Origin of the sequence: Polycladidibacter stylochi, assembly GCF_001562055.1 — a bacterium.
GTDB lineage: Bacteria > Pseudomonadota > Alphaproteobacteria > Rhizobiales > Stappiaceae > Pseudovibrio > Pseudovibrio stylochi.
In genome coordinates, this window is sequence record NZ_LLWE01000018.1 from 320,944 (window position 1) to 339,868 (window position 18,925).

Annotated in this window: 16 protein-coding genes and 1 pseudogene; 8 read left to right on the forward strand and 9 right to left on the reverse strand. The window is 46.6% G+C overall.

Annotated elements, in window-relative coordinates:
• Positions 1–226 precede the first annotated feature (226 nt).
• The 4 genes from acpS to rpoZ all read right to left on the reverse strand — a co-directional run bounded on the left by acpS (position 227) and on the right by rpoZ (position 4,249).
• Positions 227–646 (reverse strand): holo-ACP synthase, encoded by a 420-nt coding sequence (gene acpS, locus AYK67_RS04735; protein ID WP_068083015.1) that lies wholly within the window; start codon positions 644–646, stop codon positions 227–229.
• 44 nt (positions 647–690) lie between these two features.
• A complete protein-coding gene (locus tag AYK67_RS04740; RefSeq protein WP_068083018.1) occupies positions 691–1,296 on the reverse strand; it encodes a DUF2062 domain-containing protein in 606 nt (201 codons plus the stop codon).
• Positions 1,297–1,532: 236 nt separating this feature from the next.
• Entirely contained in the window at positions 1,533–3,764 is a 2,232-nt protein-coding gene (locus tag AYK67_RS04745; protein WP_068083021.1) for a RelA/SpoT family protein, read from the reverse strand.
• Positions 3,765–3,853: 89 nt separating this feature from the next.
• Positions 3,854–4,249 (reverse strand): DNA-directed RNA polymerase subunit omega, encoded by a 396-nt coding sequence (gene rpoZ, locus AYK67_RS04750; RefSeq protein ID WP_068083024.1) that lies wholly within the window; start codon positions 4,247–4,249, stop codon positions 3,854–3,856.
• Between the two features lie 665 nt (positions 4,250–4,914).
• Here rpoZ and AYK67_RS04755 point away from each other — a divergent pair.
• The gene (locus AYK67_RS04755; protein WP_068083026.1) at positions 4,915–5,502 is read left to right on the forward strand and encodes a LabA-like NYN domain-containing protein; all 588 of its coding nucleotides are present in this window, start codon (positions 4,915–4,917) and stop codon (positions 5,500–5,502) included.
• Positions 5,503–5,808: 306 nt separating this feature from the next.
• Here the strand turns inward: AYK67_RS04755 and AYK67_RS04760 are convergent.
• From AYK67_RS04760 to hemB, 5 genes and pseudogenes are all read right to left on the reverse strand, one after another.
• A pseudogene (locus tag AYK67_RS04760) lies at positions 5,809–6,528 on the reverse strand (arginyltransferase); the annotation flags it as partial.
• Positions 6,529–6,566: 38 nt separating this feature from the next.
• Positions 6,567–8,399 carry an SLC13 family permease gene (locus tag AYK67_RS04765; protein ID WP_068083027.1) on the reverse strand — a complete coding sequence of 611 codons (1,833 nt, stop codon included), beginning with the start codon at positions 8,397–8,399 and terminating at the stop codon, positions 6,567–6,569.
• A 151-nt stretch (positions 8,400–8,550) separates the two neighbouring features.
• Positions 8,551–9,063 (reverse strand): RDD family protein, encoded by a 513-nt coding sequence (locus tag AYK67_RS04770; protein WP_068083032.1) that lies wholly within the window; start codon positions 9,061–9,063, stop codon positions 8,551–8,553.
• A gap of 219 nt (positions 9,064–9,282) precedes the next feature.
• A complete protein-coding gene (locus tag AYK67_RS04775) occupies positions 9,283–10,518 on the reverse strand; it encodes a threonine ammonia-lyase (protein ID WP_068083035.1) in 1,236 nt (411 codons plus the stop codon).
• A 28-nt stretch (positions 10,519–10,546) separates the two neighbouring features.
• Positions 10,547–11,593, reverse strand: coding sequence for a porphobilinogen synthase (hemB, locus tag AYK67_RS04780; protein ID WP_068083040.1), 1,047 nt, complete (start codon positions 11,591–11,593; stop codon positions 10,547–10,549).
• 389 nt (positions 11,594–11,982) lie between these two features.
• Here hemB and AYK67_RS04785 point away from each other — a divergent pair, with 389 nt between their 5' ends.
• The 7 genes from AYK67_RS04785 (at position 11,983) to AYK67_RS17755 (ending at position 18,631) form a co-directional block, all read left to right on the forward strand.
• Positions 11,983–13,077 carry an acyl-CoA dehydrogenase family protein gene (locus tag AYK67_RS04785; protein WP_476641862.1) on the forward strand — a complete coding sequence of 365 codons (1,095 nt, stop codon included), beginning with the start codon at positions 11,983–11,985 and terminating at the stop codon, positions 13,075–13,077.
• Between the two features lie 71 nt (positions 13,078–13,148).
• Positions 13,149–14,240 (forward strand): enoyl-CoA hydratase/isomerase family protein, encoded by a 1,092-nt coding sequence (locus tag AYK67_RS04790; protein WP_068083044.1) that lies wholly within the window; start codon positions 13,149–13,151, stop codon positions 14,238–14,240.
• Positions 14,241–14,618: 378 nt separating this feature from the next.
• Positions 14,619–15,026 carry a DUF6163 family protein gene (locus AYK67_RS04795; RefSeq protein ID WP_208976210.1) on the forward strand — a complete coding sequence of 136 codons (408 nt, stop codon included), beginning with the start codon at positions 14,619–14,621 and terminating at the stop codon, positions 15,024–15,026.
• A 126-nt stretch (positions 15,027–15,152) separates the two neighbouring features.
• Entirely contained in the window at positions 15,153–16,067 is a 915-nt protein-coding gene (gene mmsB, locus AYK67_RS04800) for a 3-hydroxyisobutyrate dehydrogenase (RefSeq protein ID WP_068083047.1), read from the forward strand.
• A 145-nt stretch (positions 16,068–16,212) separates the two neighbouring features.
• Positions 16,213–16,725 (forward strand): transcriptional regulator LdtR, encoded by a 513-nt coding sequence (gene ldtR / locus AYK67_RS04805; RefSeq protein WP_068083050.1) that lies wholly within the window; start codon positions 16,213–16,215, stop codon positions 16,723–16,725.
• Positions 16,726–17,030: 305 nt separating this feature from the next.
• Entirely contained in the window at positions 17,031–18,449 is a 1,419-nt protein-coding gene (locus AYK67_RS04810; RefSeq protein ID WP_208976211.1) for a L,D-transpeptidase family protein, read from the forward strand.
• The gene (locus AYK67_RS17755) at positions 18,446–18,631 is read left to right on the forward strand and encodes a DUF6898 family protein (RefSeq protein ID WP_082735638.1); all 186 of its coding nucleotides are present in this window, start codon (positions 18,446–18,448) and stop codon (positions 18,629–18,631) included. The genes AYK67_RS04810 and AYK67_RS17755 overlap by 4 nt, the downstream gene beginning before the upstream one ends.
• Positions 18,632–18,925: the final 294 nt, after the last annotated feature.

Below are 18,925 nucleotides of genomic sequence, written 5' to 3' on the forward strand. Positions count from 1 at the left end.
ACATGTAACCATAGTTGGCTATAGTTCAAGGGATCAATGCCAGTTTGACCCTTGCTAGGAGAATTGATTCACCACTTATGACAGTACCTTGCAATCTCTTAATGGTTTGCTTTAGTCAGTGCAATCCATAGGTTTTGAATTTGTCCGACCTGTGTTTACAAGTGTGCTCGGTCAATGGATGAGTGAATTGCCTATTTTAGGAAATACAATAGTTAGGCGCTTATAGCTACTCTTGTGGGTTCGGCCATGATTGTGGGCAGGCGGAAATGACCACAAATGCTTGAGCATAGGGAAAGTCGTCGGTTATTGTGAGGTCTATTTGGGCGCGAAAGCCCTCCGGTGTCATGGCTTGCAAGCGTTGGGCGGCCTTGCCTGTTAAGTTGAGCGTTGGTTTGCCTGAGGGTAAGTTTTTAACGCCCATTTCTTTCCACGCGGTGCCCATAGAAAGCCCTGTTCCTAAAGCTTTTGCGCAGGCTTCTTTGGCAGCGAAACGCTTGGCGTATGAGGCCGCTCGATTTTTGCGCTTGTCCGATTTATCCTGTTCAATTGTTGTGAAAACGCGATTTTCAAAGCGGCCGGGGAAGCGCTCGAGAGTTTTTTCAATACGCCGGATATCACATAAATCAGTTCCAGTCCCTAATATCATTTTGATGCCTTTTTGCTGCGCGATAACAAAAATGATTATGTTGGTTAACTATCTTGATTGCTCTTTTTGCTTTGGTGATATACTTGAAAGCGGTGGTAGCGGTTTTTTTGATAGGTTCTTACGGCCGCTTTAATAGGGAAGTAAAAGCACAGCCCTACAGCGAGAGCCAGCGGTAAGCTGCCAACCAGCATGGGTAGGAGTGTATCCATGGATTTGGTCAGCATAAGTGTGATTTTGTCTAAGAGACCGAGGTGATGGCTCGCGGCCATATGCGCCTTATGGATTGCTTTTAGGTTGGGTGTTGCCGTTGCTTCTTGCTGTAATAAAAAACTTCCAAACTGGTAGGTTGTCGCCCAGATGAACGGGAAAGTTAGCGGATTGCCAACAGAAGTACCAAGCGCAGCGGCAAGCATGTTGCCGCGAATGATGTAAGCAAGAATGAAACTTAAGATAAAGTGAAAACCGACAAACGGGGTCATGGAAGCTGCTGCCCCGCAAGCAAAGCCGATTGCCACAGTATGTGGACTAGCCGAAAGCCTTAGCACGCGTTTACTGAAATATTTTGCTGAACGGCGCCAGCTATGCCTTGGCCAAACGGCGACTCGCAAGCGTTGTAAACGTGTGGGTTTGGTACGGCGTTTAAAAAGCATTCTGGTGCTCTTACTCTCTTTAAAGCCAGGCTTTCGTTGAAGCCTTTGGTTGGCTTGGTATGGTCTTATACCATCAGTTTAGCTATTGACATTTGAATAGCGGTTATACTGCAATTACGGCATTAGCAAGCTGAAATACTGATTTATTTACCTAATAGCTTTAATAGGTTGTTGATGCTACCAGAGATTGCGAATGATGAAGTCCCAATTTGTTTGTTGGAACTTCATCGTAGCAGTTAGCCGTTAATACGGCGTGCATCGGAAACATTCGTCCGTGCTCTTAGTTGCTTTAATATTTGATTGAGGTGTTTTAAATCCCATACTTCCAAATCAATTTGCATTTCATGGAAGTCGCTAGCTTTACGTAGCATGCGGATATTATCGATATTGCCGTTTAGATCGCCGATAATACGGGTAATTGTTGCCAAGGAGCCGGGCTCGTTAACCGCATAAACGGCAATTTGAGCAGGGAAGCGCTCGGGGTTTTCCGAGTCGAGCTCCCATCGTACGTCAAGCCATCTATCCGGTTGGTCGTCAAACTCCTTGAGGTCAGGAGATTGGATCGGGTAAATTGTAATGCCGATACCTGGGGTTAGGATGCCGACTATGCGATCGCCTGGGACTGCGCCGCCATTGGGCGCAAAGCGTACCGGTAGTGCGCCCGACATACCACGAATAGGTAGGGCGTTGGTTGTGCCATCTTCTTGCAGTGTCTCGGGTATTTTAAATTTGACGGAGGAATTTTGCTCCATATCGAACCACCCTTCGGCAGCATTGCCGGTTGGTAGTGCCTGTTTGGTGCGTTCGGCTGCAGCCTCTGCATTACAATCGGGGTGAACGGTTTCTAAAACGCTTCGGCTGCTGAGCTCGCCTTGGCCAACACTGACTAAAAGATCGAGCAGGGAGCTCTTACCCAGTGTTTGCAGGTAGGCTTCCAGATCTTCTAATTGCAACTCTTGTCCTGCGCGTTCAAAGGCACGTTCTAATATGTGCTTGCCTAGATCGCCATATTGCTGGCGGGCAGAGGCACGGGTGGCGCGGCGTATTGCGGCGCGGGCCTTGCCTGTGACGGCGATGTTTTCCCAAGCCGGGGGCGGCGTTTGCGCTTTTGAGCGCACGACCTCAACCTCATCACCATTGGCAAGTACTGTGACAAGTGAAGATATTCGGCCATTTACTTTACAACCAACGCATGTATTGCCAATGTCAGTATGCACCGCATAGGCAAAGTCGATTGGGGTTGCGCCGCGTGGCAAGGCGATTAACCGGCCTTTCGGGGTGAAGCAAAATACCTGGTCATGGAAGAGCTCGAGCTTGGTGTGCTCTAAAAACTCCTCGGGTGTATCGCCTTGTGACAGCATGTCGATTGTTGTGCGCAGCCAGCCGTAAGCCCTTGATTCTGCTGTTAGGTGAGAGATATCTCTCCCGCCCGTTACACCATCCTTGTAAAGCGCATGGGCTGCAATGCCGTTTTCGGCAATACGATGCATGGTGTGGGTGCGAATTTGTAGCTCTACGCGCTGGCGCTTTGGACCAACGACGGTGGTGTGTATTGAGCGATAGTCGTTTTGTTTCGGGGTAGATATGTAATCTTTAAATCGACCGGGGACACTAGGCCATGCGGTATGAATGACACCAAGAACGCGATAGCATGCTTCGACAGTAGAGACGATTACCCGAAAGCCATAGATATCTGAGAGCTGTTCAAAGCCAAGGGACTTTTGTTCCATTTTTCGGAAAATGGAGTAGGCGCGCTTTTCGCGGCCACTCACTTTTGCTGTGATGCCGCGCTCTGCTAGTCTTTGGGTGAGGTCGGCCTCAATATCTGCGATCAGGCCTTCGTTTTTATCATGTAGTTGACTAAGGCGCTCTTTAATTGTTTGACAAGCTTCGGGGTAAAGGGTTTGGAAAGAGATATCTTCCAGCTCATCACGGATGTCTTGCATACCCATTCGACCCGCGAGTGGTGCATAGATCTCCATCGTTTCTTCGGCTATTCGCGCTCGCTTGTCTTCGCGCATGTGGTGTAGGGTGCGCATATTGTGCAGCCTGTCTGCCAGTTTTACCAGTAGAACGCGCACATCGTCAGCGATGGCCAGCAATAGTTTGCGGAAGTTCTCGGCTTGTTTGGCTTTGCGCGAGACGAGGTCAAGGCGGGAGATTTTGGTCAAGCCTTCGACCAGTTTGCCGATTTCCTCGCCGAATAGTGTATCAATTTCGGCACGGGTGGCGTCGGTGTCTTCAATGGTATCGTGAAGAAGTGCAACCGCAATTGTCGCGTCGTCTAATTTTAAATCTGTTAGGATAGCTGCAACTTCAAGCGGGTGGGAAAAGTAGGGGTCGCCGGAAGCTCTAAATTGCGAACCATGCTTTTGCATGGCATAAACATATGCTTTGTTGAGTAGTGCTTCGTCAGCTTCAGGGTTGTACCTTGTTACTCTTTCAACTAGCTCATACTGACGCATCATGGTGGTGGCCGATCAATTTTAGTTTAAATCAATAGGCACCGGCCAAATGGGGCGCCGACAAGGCCGGCGCCGGCAATTATCTGTCAGACTTAATAATCGTCTGTACGTTCAGGTGGTACCAGACCTTCGAGCCCTTTGAGCAAGTCTTCTTCGCTCATCGTATCGAATTCAACCTGACTGTCATCAACGCTATTAATTTCTACAGCGCGACGGTCTGTCGGAATCATTGGGGCTGTTTCTGGTTCTGGCTCATCCACTTCTACGTATTTTTGTAGGGAGTGGATCAGATCTTCTTTCAAGTCTTCCGGAGAAATTCGTTCATCTGCGATCTCACGCAGTGAGCATACCGGGTTCTTGTCATTATCGCGGTCGATGGTCAACGGCGAACCGCTAGAAATCATCCGGGCGCGATGGCTGGCAAGCAATACCAGTTCGAACCGGTTTTCGACCTTGTCGATGCAATCTTCGACGGTCACGCGCGCCATAGACATACTCCATAGTTTGATGGGAATTTAGTCAGACACAATTATAGTGCTTTACAAAGAAGATCAAGTGGCAAGTTATGGCTTGTTGAATATTTTCCAAATGATACACTTCATTTGAGTAGCTTTCAAAAGACAATAAGGAGTAATTAACTAGTTTTGCCAAAGAACGTAGAGGTAATTTTGATTCTCTTGCACCAGTGATATCTTAAGAGCGATCTGGTAATTATCTTCAAATTGTACCAACTAGTAAAAAACGTCGATTTGTCTGTAACATTTGGATTATCGTTTAATCAGAGGGAATTCGTAGGGTAAAACCAGAGGTTTGTTTGGCAATTTTATTAGTGATAGCATAAAAAACTATGAGTTATTTATCTGTTCCTGTTAATTTTACAGGAGAGTGACTGTCAATTTTTTTCAGCTTGTTTTAAATTCGTCAATCTGAATCGGGACGCATTGGCCTTTTTTTAACGGGTCTTGCGTAAATAAGGAAGGGTAAGCCAGTGCTATGGCCGGATGTCTCGTCCGCTTCCGATAAAAAAGGTGTAACAAGGCTTATTGCTAAGGTATACTCGTATTATTCTGGGTGATTTTACACTTAACGATACGGATACCCTATAACGAGTTTGTGACAGAAAATACTGTGCATTGGAAAGGCTAAAAACAATATGTTCGATCCCAGAGAAAAAATTGCTTTATTCATTGATGGGGCCAATCTTTATTCAACAGCTAAAGCAATTGGCTTCGATATTGATTACAAAAGGCTTTTGAAAGAGTTTCAATCAAAAGGCTATCTGTTACGCGCTTACTATTATACTGCACTTGTTGAGGAGCAAGAGTACTCTTCGATTAGACCACTAATCGATTGGCTTGATTATAATGGTTATAAAGTTGTAACGAAACCGGTGAAGGAATTTGTCGATTCTACCGGGCGGCGCAAAATTAAAGGCAATATGGACATTGAGTTGGCCGTTGATGCCATGCAGTTGGTTGATCAGGTTGATCACGTGGTCCTCTTCTCAGGCGATGGTGACTTCCGTTCGCTGGTTGAGGCGTTACAGCGACGTGGGCGCAAGGTTTCGGTTGTTTCCACATTGCAAACGCAGCCGCCGATGATTGCCGATGATCTGCGCCGTCAAGCGGACCACTTTATCGAGCTCAGCACTCTTATGCAGCGCGTTGGTCGTGATCCTAATGAGCGCCCACAGCGTATGATGGAAGATGACCCTGAAGGATTGATGGACGAAGATTACTAGTAGATAAATTACCCTATAAAAAAGCAGTTTAATGCTTTCAGGGGAATGAGTTTTGCAGGGGTGATCTACTGGGTCACCCTTTTTTCGTGGGACAACAAAACTCCGCCTTGCTGGTATTATTATGCGCTTTACTTTTGTATTTGAAGGTATTTGAAGGTATTTGAAGGTATTTGAAGGTATTTGAAGGTATTTGAAGGTATTTGAGATCTATAGCTTTTTGTGTTGTGTGGCTAATAGTTCCATAGCTGAATTGGGAATGGCTCTTTTGTTGCTTGTAGTTTTTTCTTTTTGCGGCTTTGGTACGACTTGGGACACTTTGTGCCAGCCTTGAGGGCCTAAATGTTCTTGTGGTTGAAAGCGTTCTTTATATGTCATCTTCGGAGAGTTTTTGACCCAATACCCTAGATAGAGGTAGGGAAGATTTAAGCTTGCGGCGCGTTGAATATGATCGAGTATTAAATAGGTGCCGATGCTTGATGGTTTAATATGTGGGTCATAGAAGGAATAAACCATAGATAGACCATCAGTTAGACGGTCCGTAAGAGCTACGGCACTCAAATCTTCGCTTCCAATATAACGATATTCAATGACTGCGGTTTCGACGTGAGTATCTTCTACCATCATCGAATAATCGTGTAGTGACATGTTCTGCATGCCGCCATCGTCGTGACGTTCATTCAAATAGGACTGGAAAAGCTCATATTGTCTTGCAGAGGGAATAGGTGGTAACTCTTCCCCAATTAGGCTTTTATGGGCTTTCCACTGTCGCTTGAGTGACTTTGTCCAAATAAACTCATCAACGCATACGCGAACAGATATGCAGGCACTGCATTTTTCACAGGCAGGGCGATATGCGATGTTTTGTGATCGGCGAAATCCGCCTTGCGTAAGCAAATCATTTAAAGCAGAAGCCTTTGGGCCGACCAAATGAGTGAAGACCTTACGCTCTTTCAGTCCGGCAATATACGGGCACTCGGCAGGTGCTGTGAGATAAAAATGGGGGTTATCATAGGTTTGCTTTGTCATGGGTCATCCTATGCCGGCAAGATCACCTTGAATAGAGCCTATAGATTATAATAGAGCGGTGCAACTATTGAGAATGTTAGCCATATGATTATGACCAGTGGTGTACCTGCTATTATAAAGTCTGAGAACTTATAGTGCCCTGGCCCCATTACAATTAAATTGGTCTGGTAACCAATTGGTGTGGCAAAGGAACAGTTGGCTGCAAATATAAGTGCCACGATGAAGGGTTCTACCGGTACGCCCAAGCGGTGCGCCATATCGATGGCGATAGGAGTGAAGATAACAGCAGTGGCGTTGTTCGAAAGCAAGTTGGTTAGAATGGCAACAATGACGAACATGATCGACAATACTACGGCTGGTGAATAACCATCGGAGAGTGCAACAAGTGATTTAGCGATATGCGCAGCACCTCCTGTTGCCTGTAGAGCCATAGAGGACGCAATAGAGGTACCTATAAGCATGAATATGCGGCTATCTATGGAGCGCAAAGCTTGGCGGATATTCAGACAACCACAAGCAATCATAGCAAAACAAGCCGTGGTGCTTGCAACGACAATAGGCAGCATACCGCTTACGACACTTGCAATCATAATAGAGAAAATTGCCAATGCTCGGCGGGCATAACGGCGTTGCGGTACTTCTTTTGCTGACCAATCCATCAGCAGCACATCTCGATTGCCTCGAAGGCGATCAATTTCTTTTTGATTGCCGCCAATAAGTAATACGTCTCCCGATTCCATGCGAATATCGGTCATAGGCATACGTGGCATACGTGAGCGGCGTTGTAGGCCGGTTATGACGCAACCAGTGTCAGCGTGGAAACCGGCTTGCGCTATGGTACGCCCTATCAGTCGAGAACCGGGTGCAACGACAGCTTCGGCAAGAATAAGCGCACCTTGTGGGCTGGCTGGCTCTGCATCACTTGTCAGGCTTTCGTTGGAATCTGCTGGTAGCAATGGGTTGCGGCTGGCAATTGCATTGGTGAGTGTTTTGCGTGTCGCGGCGACGATGACTGTATCGCCAGGGCTTAATTCTACATTCTCGAAAGGGGGCAAAAGCGGGCGTTCGCCACGTTGTATGAGGCGTACTGTCATGTCTTTGAGGTTGGGAAATAACCCGGCAACCGGCTTTGAGCCAACCAACGGGTGACCATAGACGATGGGAATTTGGGCAATGAATTGTTTGCCGCTATTACCGGTAAATTCTTCAGCCATTGTTTTTCGTGGCTTGAGCAAATAGGGCATAATGAACAAAACATAGAGTGCGCCAACGGAAATAACGATTAGTCCAATAGAGGTTAAGCTGAAGAACTGAAGGTTAACTTCGCCTGTTGCGTTGGCTATGTTTGTCACGAGCAGGTTTGTCGAAGAGCCGATCATTGTTGTCATGCCGCCGAGAATCGTTATGAACGATAGTGGCATCAGAACCCGGGCTGACGACTTGCCATGTGCTGCGGCAATAGCGCTAAGAATTGGGAGAGCCATTACAACAACTGGTGTATTGTTCAAAAAAGCGCTTAAGGCAGCAATTATGAGCAGGAGGGGTGCGCCAGCCATCCAAGGATAGCTTTTTGTTGTTTTTAAAATATGGTTGGCGGGTTTTTCCAGTGCATCGGTCTGGAATAGGCCTTGGCCAACAATTAATAGAGCAATTACAGTGACAAGGGCAGGATTAGCAAAGCCGCTCAACAAACTTTGTGGTAAGAGCGTTATCCCGTTTAATAATAGCGGGAAAGCTAATGAAATGAGCATTAAGGCCACTAGCGAGCCCAACGCAATAATCTCTATTGCGAACTTTTCAGAGGCATAGAGAATAATGGTTGTACCAATAACAAAGAAAACCAAGAGCATTGGTAGGTCGGCTAATAACATAGTGCTGTATGGCTCCTTGATGTAACCTTGTTTAGAAACGTCGTAGTTACTACATAGCCTATTAACAAGGCTTGCGTCATCCTATCAAGGTTGCATCAGGGGTGCAGCTTGGTCATATATCCACCAAACACTTTTGAATTATGCAAAATAATTATTGTGGCGCATTAATAATCACGGTGCCAAGCAAAATATCGTGCAATAAGCGTTTTTTATTGCTGAACAGTGAAATGAGAAGCACAAACGGCGTGATAATTACCACTGAGCAATAAAAGAGGATAACGTGAAAACCCGCTAAAACCGGATAGGGCTTTGTACCGGAAAGGGTTCGCATTTGTAGGCCCATTGCGCGCATGCCTGGCGTTGCTGCATTGGGGCCGCCTAGTGTGAGGCTACAATAAAACAATGCAATAACTTGCCAGAGAATGCCGTAGAGTAAAAAGCCAAGGCCCAGAGTGAGGATGCCGACGAAAAAAAGTGGTATGGAAAGTACCACGTAAAGCAAGGAAATGGCTATAAAGTCGAGGCAGAAAGCGAAAACACGTTTTTTGCGCACGTCTTTCAAAAGCGTTTGCATGTAAAGATCTTCTCCGCCTGAATTACTTGAGAATTCCTCGCGAAACCTTTGTTCTTGGGAGTTGGTATTGGAAACGGGATATTGGGTCATACGAATGGCTTTCGAAAAACAAGTTCGATTAAAAGTTGGTTTATAAGTCTTTTGGCCTATTCATCATATTAGATCGCTTTGACGTATTTCAAGGGCTTTCAGGGCTTGAAATACGCAAGTATGCGTTTAGTGCGACAATAATAGTTGCGGCTAGTAGCTGGTATTTGCGATTAGCAATTAGCAATTAGCAATTAGCAATTAGCAATGTAATTACCTTGTCTAAGGGCGATGTTCGCCTTCTCCCTTGCCAATTCGCATTACATTTATGCCATGTGCTTCCAGATCCTTGATGATTTGCTCGGCATGTTCTGCGCCACGTGTCTCAATTGTTACGTCCAATGTTGCCCCTTTCGCGGGCACATCTAAAAACATCCGTTGATGCGAAACCTCCAAAATATTACCACCCAACTTACCGATAATGTTGGAAATATCGGCCAATAGACCAGGCCGGTCAGGGATTATGCAGCGGATTGACATAATATTGCCGGAACGGATGAGTTCTCGCAGCATGATGGAGGTCAGTAAACGCGGGTCAATATTGCCACCGCAGACCACCAGCCCAACAGTTTTACCGGCAAAGCGCTCGGGTTGGGACATCATGGCTGCAAGGCCCGCAGCTCCTGCACCTTCTGCCACTGTTTTTTGCAGGGTGAGGTAAGTGTTGATGGCTTTTTCAATTGCGGTTTCACTTACCAAAATGATGTCGTCAACAGTGTCTTTTGCGACTTGGCGGGTGAGGGTGCCGACTTCTTTAACGGCGATGCCTTCGGCAAGGGTGGTTCCACCCGCTGGTCGGTGATCTTGTTGTACCACGTTCCACATGGAAGGGTAGAGCTCGGCCTCGACGCCTATAATTTCGATTGTCGGCTTGATTGCTTTGGCCGCAGTTGCCATGCCAGCAATCATACCGCCACCGCCAATGGGTATAATCAGCGTGTCGAGCTGTGGCACTTCTTCAAGCATTTCAATGGCGATGGTGCCTTGCCCTGCCATTACCCACGGATCATCAAAGGGGTGGACCCATGTGTAACCATGCAGGTTAGACAGCCTATTGGCTTCTTCACGCGCATCGTCAACAGTTTCGCCAGCGAGCACCACCGAAGCGCCAAAAGCGCTGGTGGCCGCAACCTTAACATGCGGGGTATCACAGGGCATGACAATGGTGGCTGGTATGCCAAGGCGAGTGGCATGTAGGGCAACCGCCTGCGCATGATTACCTGCTGACATGGCAATGACACCACGCTTGCGTTCTTCATCGGTGAGCGCAAGCAGTTTGTTTAAGGCACCGCGCTCTTTAAACGCGCCGGTGGCCTGCATGTTTTCGTATTTTACATAGATGGAAGCATCGAGAAGCGCACTTAAGCGTGCGCTTTTTATGAAGGGGGTATGTTCGACCTGGCCTTTTAGCTGGGTATGAGCGTTTTTGATGTGTTGGTAGGTGATGATTTTAGTCATGTTTGTTTACGCTACCCAGCTTTTGGGGTTACTTGTTGTTTTGTAGTAATTTCGCAACTGCAGGGGCGAAATAGGTCAAGATGCCATCTGCACCGGCCCGCTTGAATGCGAGCAGACTCTCAAGCATGGCTTTGTCATGATCAAGCCAACCATTCTGGCTTGCGGCGCAGATCATGGCATACTCCCCAGAGACTTGATAGGCAAAGGTCGGGGCTTGAAACTGTTGCTTGAGCCTTTGGATTATATCCAAATATGGCAGGCCGGGCTTGACCATGATCATGTCCGCGCCTTCTTGCAGGTCCAGTTCAGCCTCTGCCAAAGCTTCGTTGGTGTTTGCCGGATCCATTTGGTAGGTCCGCTTGTCACCAATCAATGTGCCGGAAGTGCCTACAGCATCGCGAAATGGCCCGTAAAAGGCACTGGCATATTTCGCAGAGTATGCCATGATCTGGATGTTTTCAAAACCTGCGGCGTCGAGAGCTTGGCGAATGGCACCTATGCGCCCATCCATCATATCGGAAGGGGCAATAATATCTGCACCCGCTTCGGCCTGAATAATCGCTTGGCGGCACAGTTGGGCTACGGTGGCATCGTTGATAATTTCCTCACCGGCCATCAAGCCGTCATGGCCATGGGTGGTGTAGGGATCAAGTGCGACGTCGGTCATCAGGCCAATAGGCAGGTTTGCCTGTTTGATAGCGCGTAACGCTTTGCAGGTCAGGTTTTGCGGGTTTAAGGCTTCTGCACCATTTTCAGAACGCAGTTCGCTTGGGGTGTTTGGGAACAGGGCAAGAACCGGAATGCCAAGCTCAACGGCCTTCCGGGCTGCTTCAACGGCTAAATCAACAGACAGGCGCTCAACGCCTGGCATGGAGCTGACTTGTTCGCGGCAATTATCACCTTCAATGAGGAAAATAGGCCAGATCAAATCATTGGTTGAAAGCGTATTTTCCTTAATAAGCCTACGGGACCAATCAAAACGCCGATTTCGTCGCATGCGCTTACCTTGTAGAATCGCGTTTACATCGAGAGTTTCATCGATACTGGATTGAAATGGTTTATTGGTCGTAGACATACTATTGCTCACCAATTGGCTTCGTTTCTTATGGGTAAAACATCTATAAGGTGTTTGGCTTCTTACGTTTTGCGCAAGAACAATCATTTCCCTATCACATGCAATGGCCTTGATAAAAGGCAAAAAAGATTTGCGTTAAAATCACCGGACTGTTTGTTCAGCCTCCATTCGTCTTTGGTTGCACTGTTATCAGCACGTCTAAGACTAGGTGGTAATTGACCTTAGAGATACATCAACATACCGATAAAGCAGGTTAGAGTGGGGGCTTTGTCCAAGTCTTAGCATGGAAGTGCTTCGAGATTCGGCTGTCTTGCTGTTGGTTTTGTGGGTGATCATGGAGACTAGTGTTGGATTTATATCTAAGTGAAGAACAACGTGCATTTGTGGAAATGGCAACGAGCTTTTCCAAGGACCAGTTAGAGCCTTTTGCGGCTCAATGGGATGAAATGTCAACTTTTCCGGTTGAGACATTGAAGGAGGCTGCAGGCTTGGGTCTTGCCGGCCTATATGCTTCAAGCGATTTTGGTGGCTCGGAGCTCGGGCGCTTGGACGGCGTGTTGTTGTTTGAGGCTTTATCGCAAGGATGTACATCGACGGCAGCGTTTTTATCCATTCACAATATGGTGGCTGGGATGTTGGAAAAGTTTGCCAGCGATGCGTTGAAGGGGCGCTTCCTGCCAGATATTTGTCGTATGGAGAAAGTTGCCAGCTATTGTTTGACCGAGCCAAACTCTGGGTCTGATGCTGCTTCGCTCCGCACCAAAGCGGTACGTGATGGTGATCATTATATACTCAATGGCTCCAAGGCCTTTATTTCTGGTGGTGGTGTTTCGGATATTTATGTTTGTATGGTGCGCACGGGCGGAGGGGGGCCCCAGGGGATTTCCTGCCTCGTTGTTGAGAAGGGAAGTGAAGGGTTAAGTTTTGGCGCGAATGAGCACAAAATGGGCTGGCGTTCACAACCAACTGCACAAGTGAATTTTGAGAATTGTCGCGTTCCTGTTGCTAACCTCGTTGGTGAGGAGGGGCAAGGCTTTAAAATCGCCATGGCTGGCCTTGATGGTGGGCGTTTGAATATTGGTGCCTGCTCGATTGGCGCAGCACAAGCATGTTTGGACCGTGCTTTGGTGTATATGGATGAGCGGCAACAATTTGGGCGCAAGCTCTCGCAGTTCCAGGCGCTGCAATTCAAAGTGGCTGATATGGCGACTGAGCTAGAGGCTGCGCGTCAGCTGCTTTATAAGGCTGCTTTTTTGTTGGACCAGAAAGACCCGGAAGCAACGAAATTTGCTGCCATGGCCAAACGTTTTGCCACTGATACCGGCTTTAAAGTGGTGAATGAGGCACTGCAAATACACGGAGGTTATGGATACTTGAAAGACTACCCGCTTGAGCGGTATTTGCGCGATGTGCGCGTGCATCAGATTCTTGAAGGAACCAATGAAATAATGCGGTTAATCATCTCACGCGAGTTAATGAATTGATGTGAGCCATGTTCAGGCTGGATGTTTGGTTTTAAGGTGCAGTATGATTTATTCGGTTATGAGGAATTTTTATGGGTATTGGTGAAGACAGTCATGTTTTGTCTGAGGTGCGCGGTCACGCTGGTGTGATTACTCTGAACAGAGTTAAAGCGCTCAATGCTCTTTCATCTGATATGGTTTGCAAGATTACGGATGTTTTATTGGCATGGCGTGAAAATCCTGTAATCAAGCATGTTGTTATAAAAAGTTCGAGTGAAAAAGCGTTTTGTGCTGGAGGAGATATTCGCCAGCTTTATGATGATGGGCCGGAAAAAGCTGCAGACAGTATTCGCTTTTTTGCAAGTGAATACCGACTAAACCATTTAATGGGCACGTTCGAGAAGCCTATTGTTGCATTGATCGATGGTATTTTCATGGGTGGCGGCGTTGGTATCTCTGTCCATGGTCGTTATCGTGTTGGTAGTGAGCGTTTGTTGTTCTCGATGCCAGAAACCGCAATTGGCTTCTTTCCAGATGTTGGCGGCAGCTACTTCTTGCCGCGCCTGCCTTCCAAAATTGGCTATTATTGCGGTTTGACCGCTGGGCGGATGCGACTTGGTGATTGCTATGAGGCTGGTTTGGTAACGCACAAGATCAGTTCGCAAAATTTCGAGGCTCTTTTGAATGCCCTGTGCGAAAATGAGGATGTGGCAAGGGTGCTTGATGATTATCACGATGTGGAGTTGGGCAGTGTTGGAGCGGTTTGGCAGCAGCGCGAAAAAATTGAAAACTGGTTTTCTGCCCAAAGTTTGCCACAGGCTCTTGAACTGATTCAGATTGATTGTGATGCCGGGGATGAATTTGCACAAAAAACAATTGATGAGTTGCAATTGCGCTCACCTACCAGCTTGCTGGTAACTTTTGAGCAAATCAAACGCGGCAAAGAGCTTTCTTTGCAAGAGTGCCTGGCAATGGAATACGGCATGGTTTGGCAGGTTCTCCAATCCCATGATTTTTATGAGGGTATACGGGCTGTGCTCGTAGATAAGGACCAAAAGCCAAAGTGGCAACCAGCAACGTTCGCAGGTGTGACGCGTGAACTCGTTGAAAAGTATTTCAGCGAAAATGACCAGAAGAAGATTGACTTCTATTCGAGTTATGCGGGTTCCCCTCTTCCCCAGTAAGGCATACGCCGTGAGGTTATGTTGAATTTGCAAGACAATTGGTAGCTTTAGCGATAAGGCGGCGGTGCATTGCGTTTTTTGCACATGCCGCTTTACCCGCCTTTACTGCATGGCTTTTAGAGCTCTATGTAAAAGCTTAGAAGTATTTTAAATGCTAATCGTTGCTCTTGCAGGTTTTTCCGATTAGCTGTCATCGTTTTCCTGACTTGCTTGATGTTGCTTTTGGCATTTGAACCACTGTTGATTGTGGAGTTAGGGCGTTGAGCACTTGCGCGTTTGCGACAAGTGTTTAGTAACAGTGATAGACTTTTTTACACACTAATTGATCTGACTACCCTACTAGGGATTTGTGCTAGTAGAACTTACCGGAGATTACCCATGATGATGAATGCAGCTAATGAATTGACAGAGCGAGGCCGTATTTGTCAACGCTGGATGCATGGGTACTTACGGGTCATGTCTGTTATTGTTATGTTTATGGGGCTTTACTACTGGATGCAGATAGTTGGTGTTATCAACTATAATGGCTTCAGTTTTATTGAATTGTCGATGCCCCTTAAAACAACGATCATATGTTTTGCTGTGCTCGACCTTGTTGTTTCTACAGGACTATGGTTGCTGACAAGCTGGGGAGCTGCCATGTGGCTGTTTCGTTCGCTTGCCCAGGTTGTCATGCATACTGTGCTTTCATCGGTCTATGGTCGCAGCATGATTGAAGTGATATTCTACATGAGTGCAATCGCGATTTATCTCGTCCTGCTTTACCTTGCTGAACGTGAGGGATAGGACAGCTTGCCTTGTTCCTTTTGTTTTAAAGTCTATTGATCGACAAGTTTCACGCGAGGCTTGTGCGTTAGTAATGTACGTTGAAAGACGTGCTTCTAACGTTTGATCTCATTATGGGAGGAAGTTATGGGCACGCAAACGAAGAAAATTTGTTTCATTGGTCTTGGCAATATGGGACTGCCAATGGCCCAAAATTTATTAAAAGCCGGTCATAGCGTAACGGGTTATGATTTAAGCGAGGAGGCTAGGTCGCAGTTTATGCAAGCTGGTGGTGGTATAGCTGATAGTGTTGGTGCTGCTTTAAATGGTGCCGATACTGTGGTTACTATGCTACCTAAAGGCGAGCATGTGAAAAATATCTATTTAGGTGAGAATGGTGTTTTAAGTTCTGTTGATTCGGGCAGTTTATTGATTGATTCTTCAACCATTGATGTGGCAACAAGCCGGTATGTGGCAGATAAAGCCAATGCCGCTGGCATGAAAATGGTGGATGCTCCGGTTTCGGGGGGCGTGGTAGGCGCAACTCAAGGAACCTTGACATTTATGGTTGGAGGAGAGGACGAGAATTACCGCCTTGCACTTCCACTATTGGAGGTAATGGGTAAGTCTATTGTGCATGCCGGTAAAGCTGGTGCTGGACAGGCGGCGAAAATATGTAACAATATGCTTCTTGGTATATCGATGGTCGGTACATGCGAAGCTTTTGTGCTTGCTGATAAACTGGGTTTGGCTGCGGATAAGTTATTTGAGGTTGCCTCAACGTCCTCTGGGCAGTGTTGGTCTTTAACCTCTTATTGTCCTGTACCGGGCCTTGTGCCTTCTTCACCCGCCAATAATGACTATAAACCAGGGTTTGCTGCGGCTATGATGTTAAAGGATCTGCTGCTTGCAAATGAAGCAGCCGAGCAATGTCAAGCGGTGAACCATATGGGCCAAAGAGCCAGCGAACTTTATAAGGAATTCTGTAAAGAGGGAGGGGAGACCCTTGACTTTTCCGGTATAATGCAGTTTTTGCTCAACCAAAGGTTAGTAGAGGTTTAACGGGTAAGCACAAAGGTATCTCATTGCATTTAGAGAAAATTAACAATGTCTCTTAAGTGCTTTTTAGCAGCAGTGAGATAAATTTGCCTCAACTGCGGAATAAAAATAGCCATTGCAAAACGACATGGACATGAGGCGCAACCAGATGAATAACACGAACAGGGCAGTCGAGGTTCTGGCGCAAGATGAAGAGAGCGCAGGTCTTAAGGCTTCTTACTTGGAAGCTTTAACGTTGATCGAGCGACTTCATCGGCGTTTGCTTGACGTCATTAAAGATGAATTTGACCGGATGGGTCGGTCTGATGTGAACAGTGTTCAAGCACTTTTACTGTTCAACATCGGCGATGCGGAACTGACAGCAGGTGAGCTTCGTACACGTGGTTACTATTTAGGTTCCAATGTTTCTTATAATCTTAAGAAACTGGTAGAAACCGGATATATCAATCATGAACGTTCTCAGATGGACCGTCGTTCCGTTCGTGTGAGTTTGACCGAAAAAGGTCGCGAAATTGCGCAGATTGTTGACGAACTTTATGGACGTCATATTTTGTCTGTTGAGCAGGTTGGCGAACTTGGTGCTGAGCATCTTCAGGAGCTAAATCGCTCTCTTAGACGTCTAGAGCGTTTCTGGACTGATCAGATTCTCTATCGCCTCTAAGTCGTTAGATATAAGGGTGCTCTAGGGCACCCTTTTTTATTGTAAAATTTGTTCTAATGCTTGCTTCTATGAAGAATTGTTATTGAGTTTTTTAAGAATATAGAGCTTTGCTTTGGATTGTTGTTGGTTTTTGCGCAAATTCATGTATGACCATTAAACAGCCATAATCGAATGGATTAACCTAAATTTCACAGTTGGCACGGTTTTACACTTTTCGAGGTGTGATGCTTGTATCTCTCATTTCCTTGAGGGTTACAAAATTGCGAAACGCTGCAAGAGGGCAGTGACGATACTAGGAGATATTGGTGGGTAAATTTGCATGGAATTTGAAGTACAGGGCTTTAACTGCCGCAATTTTTGCCCCTGTATTTGCTTTTGGTGTTCAAAGTAGCTTTGCGCAGGTTAAGCTGACAACCAGCAATGAGTACCAACAAGGGCAAGCCAGGCAGCCTATTAACCCTAATGCCACTCTACCCTCAGGGTATGTATCTCCCTCAATGCCGATTAATCACGATAATCCCCTTAGCGCGAATGCTGGTGCTGAAATGGCGTTGCAAGGTGCGTTCGTTGAAGGTGCTGAATGGGAAGATGGTTTCGATAGCTCTGCGATAACGCTTGGCAGTTATGATCGAACAACGCCTTTTATTAGCTCTGATAGTATACCGGCGATGGGCAGGGCTATTGCTAAGTACGAGCGTATCGTTGCTTCAGGTGGTTGGCAGCGCGTGCCGCAAGTCACAAAGTCTTTGCGTGTTGGTATGAGCCATGACACTGTCAAAGCGCTGCGGCAAAGACTTATGGTCTCTGGTGACTTGGCTGCAGGTGCGCCCATTACAAGTATATTTGACAGTTATGTCGATGGTGCAGTTCGCCGCTTTCAGTTACGTTATGGGCTGGTGGCAGACGGAGTTGTGGGCAAGAGTACGATTGAAGCGATGAATGTGCCAGCAACTTTTCGACTTAACCAGCTGCGTGTGAACTTGCCGCGAATACAAGAGTTGCAGGCGAAGCTTGAAAATAAGTATGTGATGGTAAATATTCCAGCCGCACGTACCGAGGTTGTCGAAAATGGTCATGTTCATTCTAGACACACAGCCGTTGTTGGTAAAAAAGATAGGCAAACGCCGATACTGGATAGTGCAATTTTCGAGGTGAATTTTAATCCGTACTGGACAGTACCGTTGAGTATTATCCGTAGGGATTTGATACCACGTATGCAAAAGGATCCAACATATCTTGCAAAAAACCGAATTCGGATTTTTGATTGGCATGGCAAAGAATTGCAGTGGCAAGATATTGACTGGACGACCGACGAGGCAACCCAATACCGCTTTACGCAAGAACCTGGTGATGGCAATTCCCTCGGGCATGTGCGGATAAATTTCCATAATACGCATCAAGTGTATTTACATGATACTCCTGAGCAATCTTTATTCGGTAGTGGGTACCGGTTCCACTCTTCAGGGTGTGTGCGGGTGCAGAACGTACGCGAATTCGTATCTTGGTTGACAGCAACAACAACCAAGGATTGGAGTCGTTCACGGGTGGATGCCACTATTCGCAGTGGTGAGCGTCTTGATGTTAAGTTGAAGACGCGTATTCCCTTGCACATGGTTTATGTGACAGCTTGGTCGCATGGTGATGGTCTGGTGCGTTTCCGGGATGATATTTATGGTCGTGATGGTGCATTCGCATCTCCGGTAGCTGGTGGCCAGCTCCAGTGAGCCCATCACAAACCAGGGAAGTTTTCTTTGAGGTGCGCCAATATGGGGCGCTCCTCAAGGTTAGTGCAATTTGCTCACAAAGTGGCACTGAGGTTTTTGTGAGTGGACCAAAATCGGCGTCCTTAGCCTATTTGAAGAACTTGGCATACAATAAGCTACTATTGGAATTAAAGGCGCGGTGAGTCTTTGGGATTTGCGTGAATACTCTTATATCGTTTTGGTTAACTTCTTTTAAAATAAGCTGATTTTGCTGCTTTGAGCGTTTTTGCAAATATCGACGATTGTTGAGATAAATTTCGCTGTGCATAGAATTGGCAATTAGTCTTATTTGTTGCTCTTGTGCGTCTGTAAGCACTTGTTTCAGCATTATATAGCTTGGGTTTATCTTTCGCTTATGTTAATTGCAATTGCTCTTGGTTGATCGCTGTTGCCAGATTGTATTGCCTCAATGATTGCAAACACAATCGGCACAGATA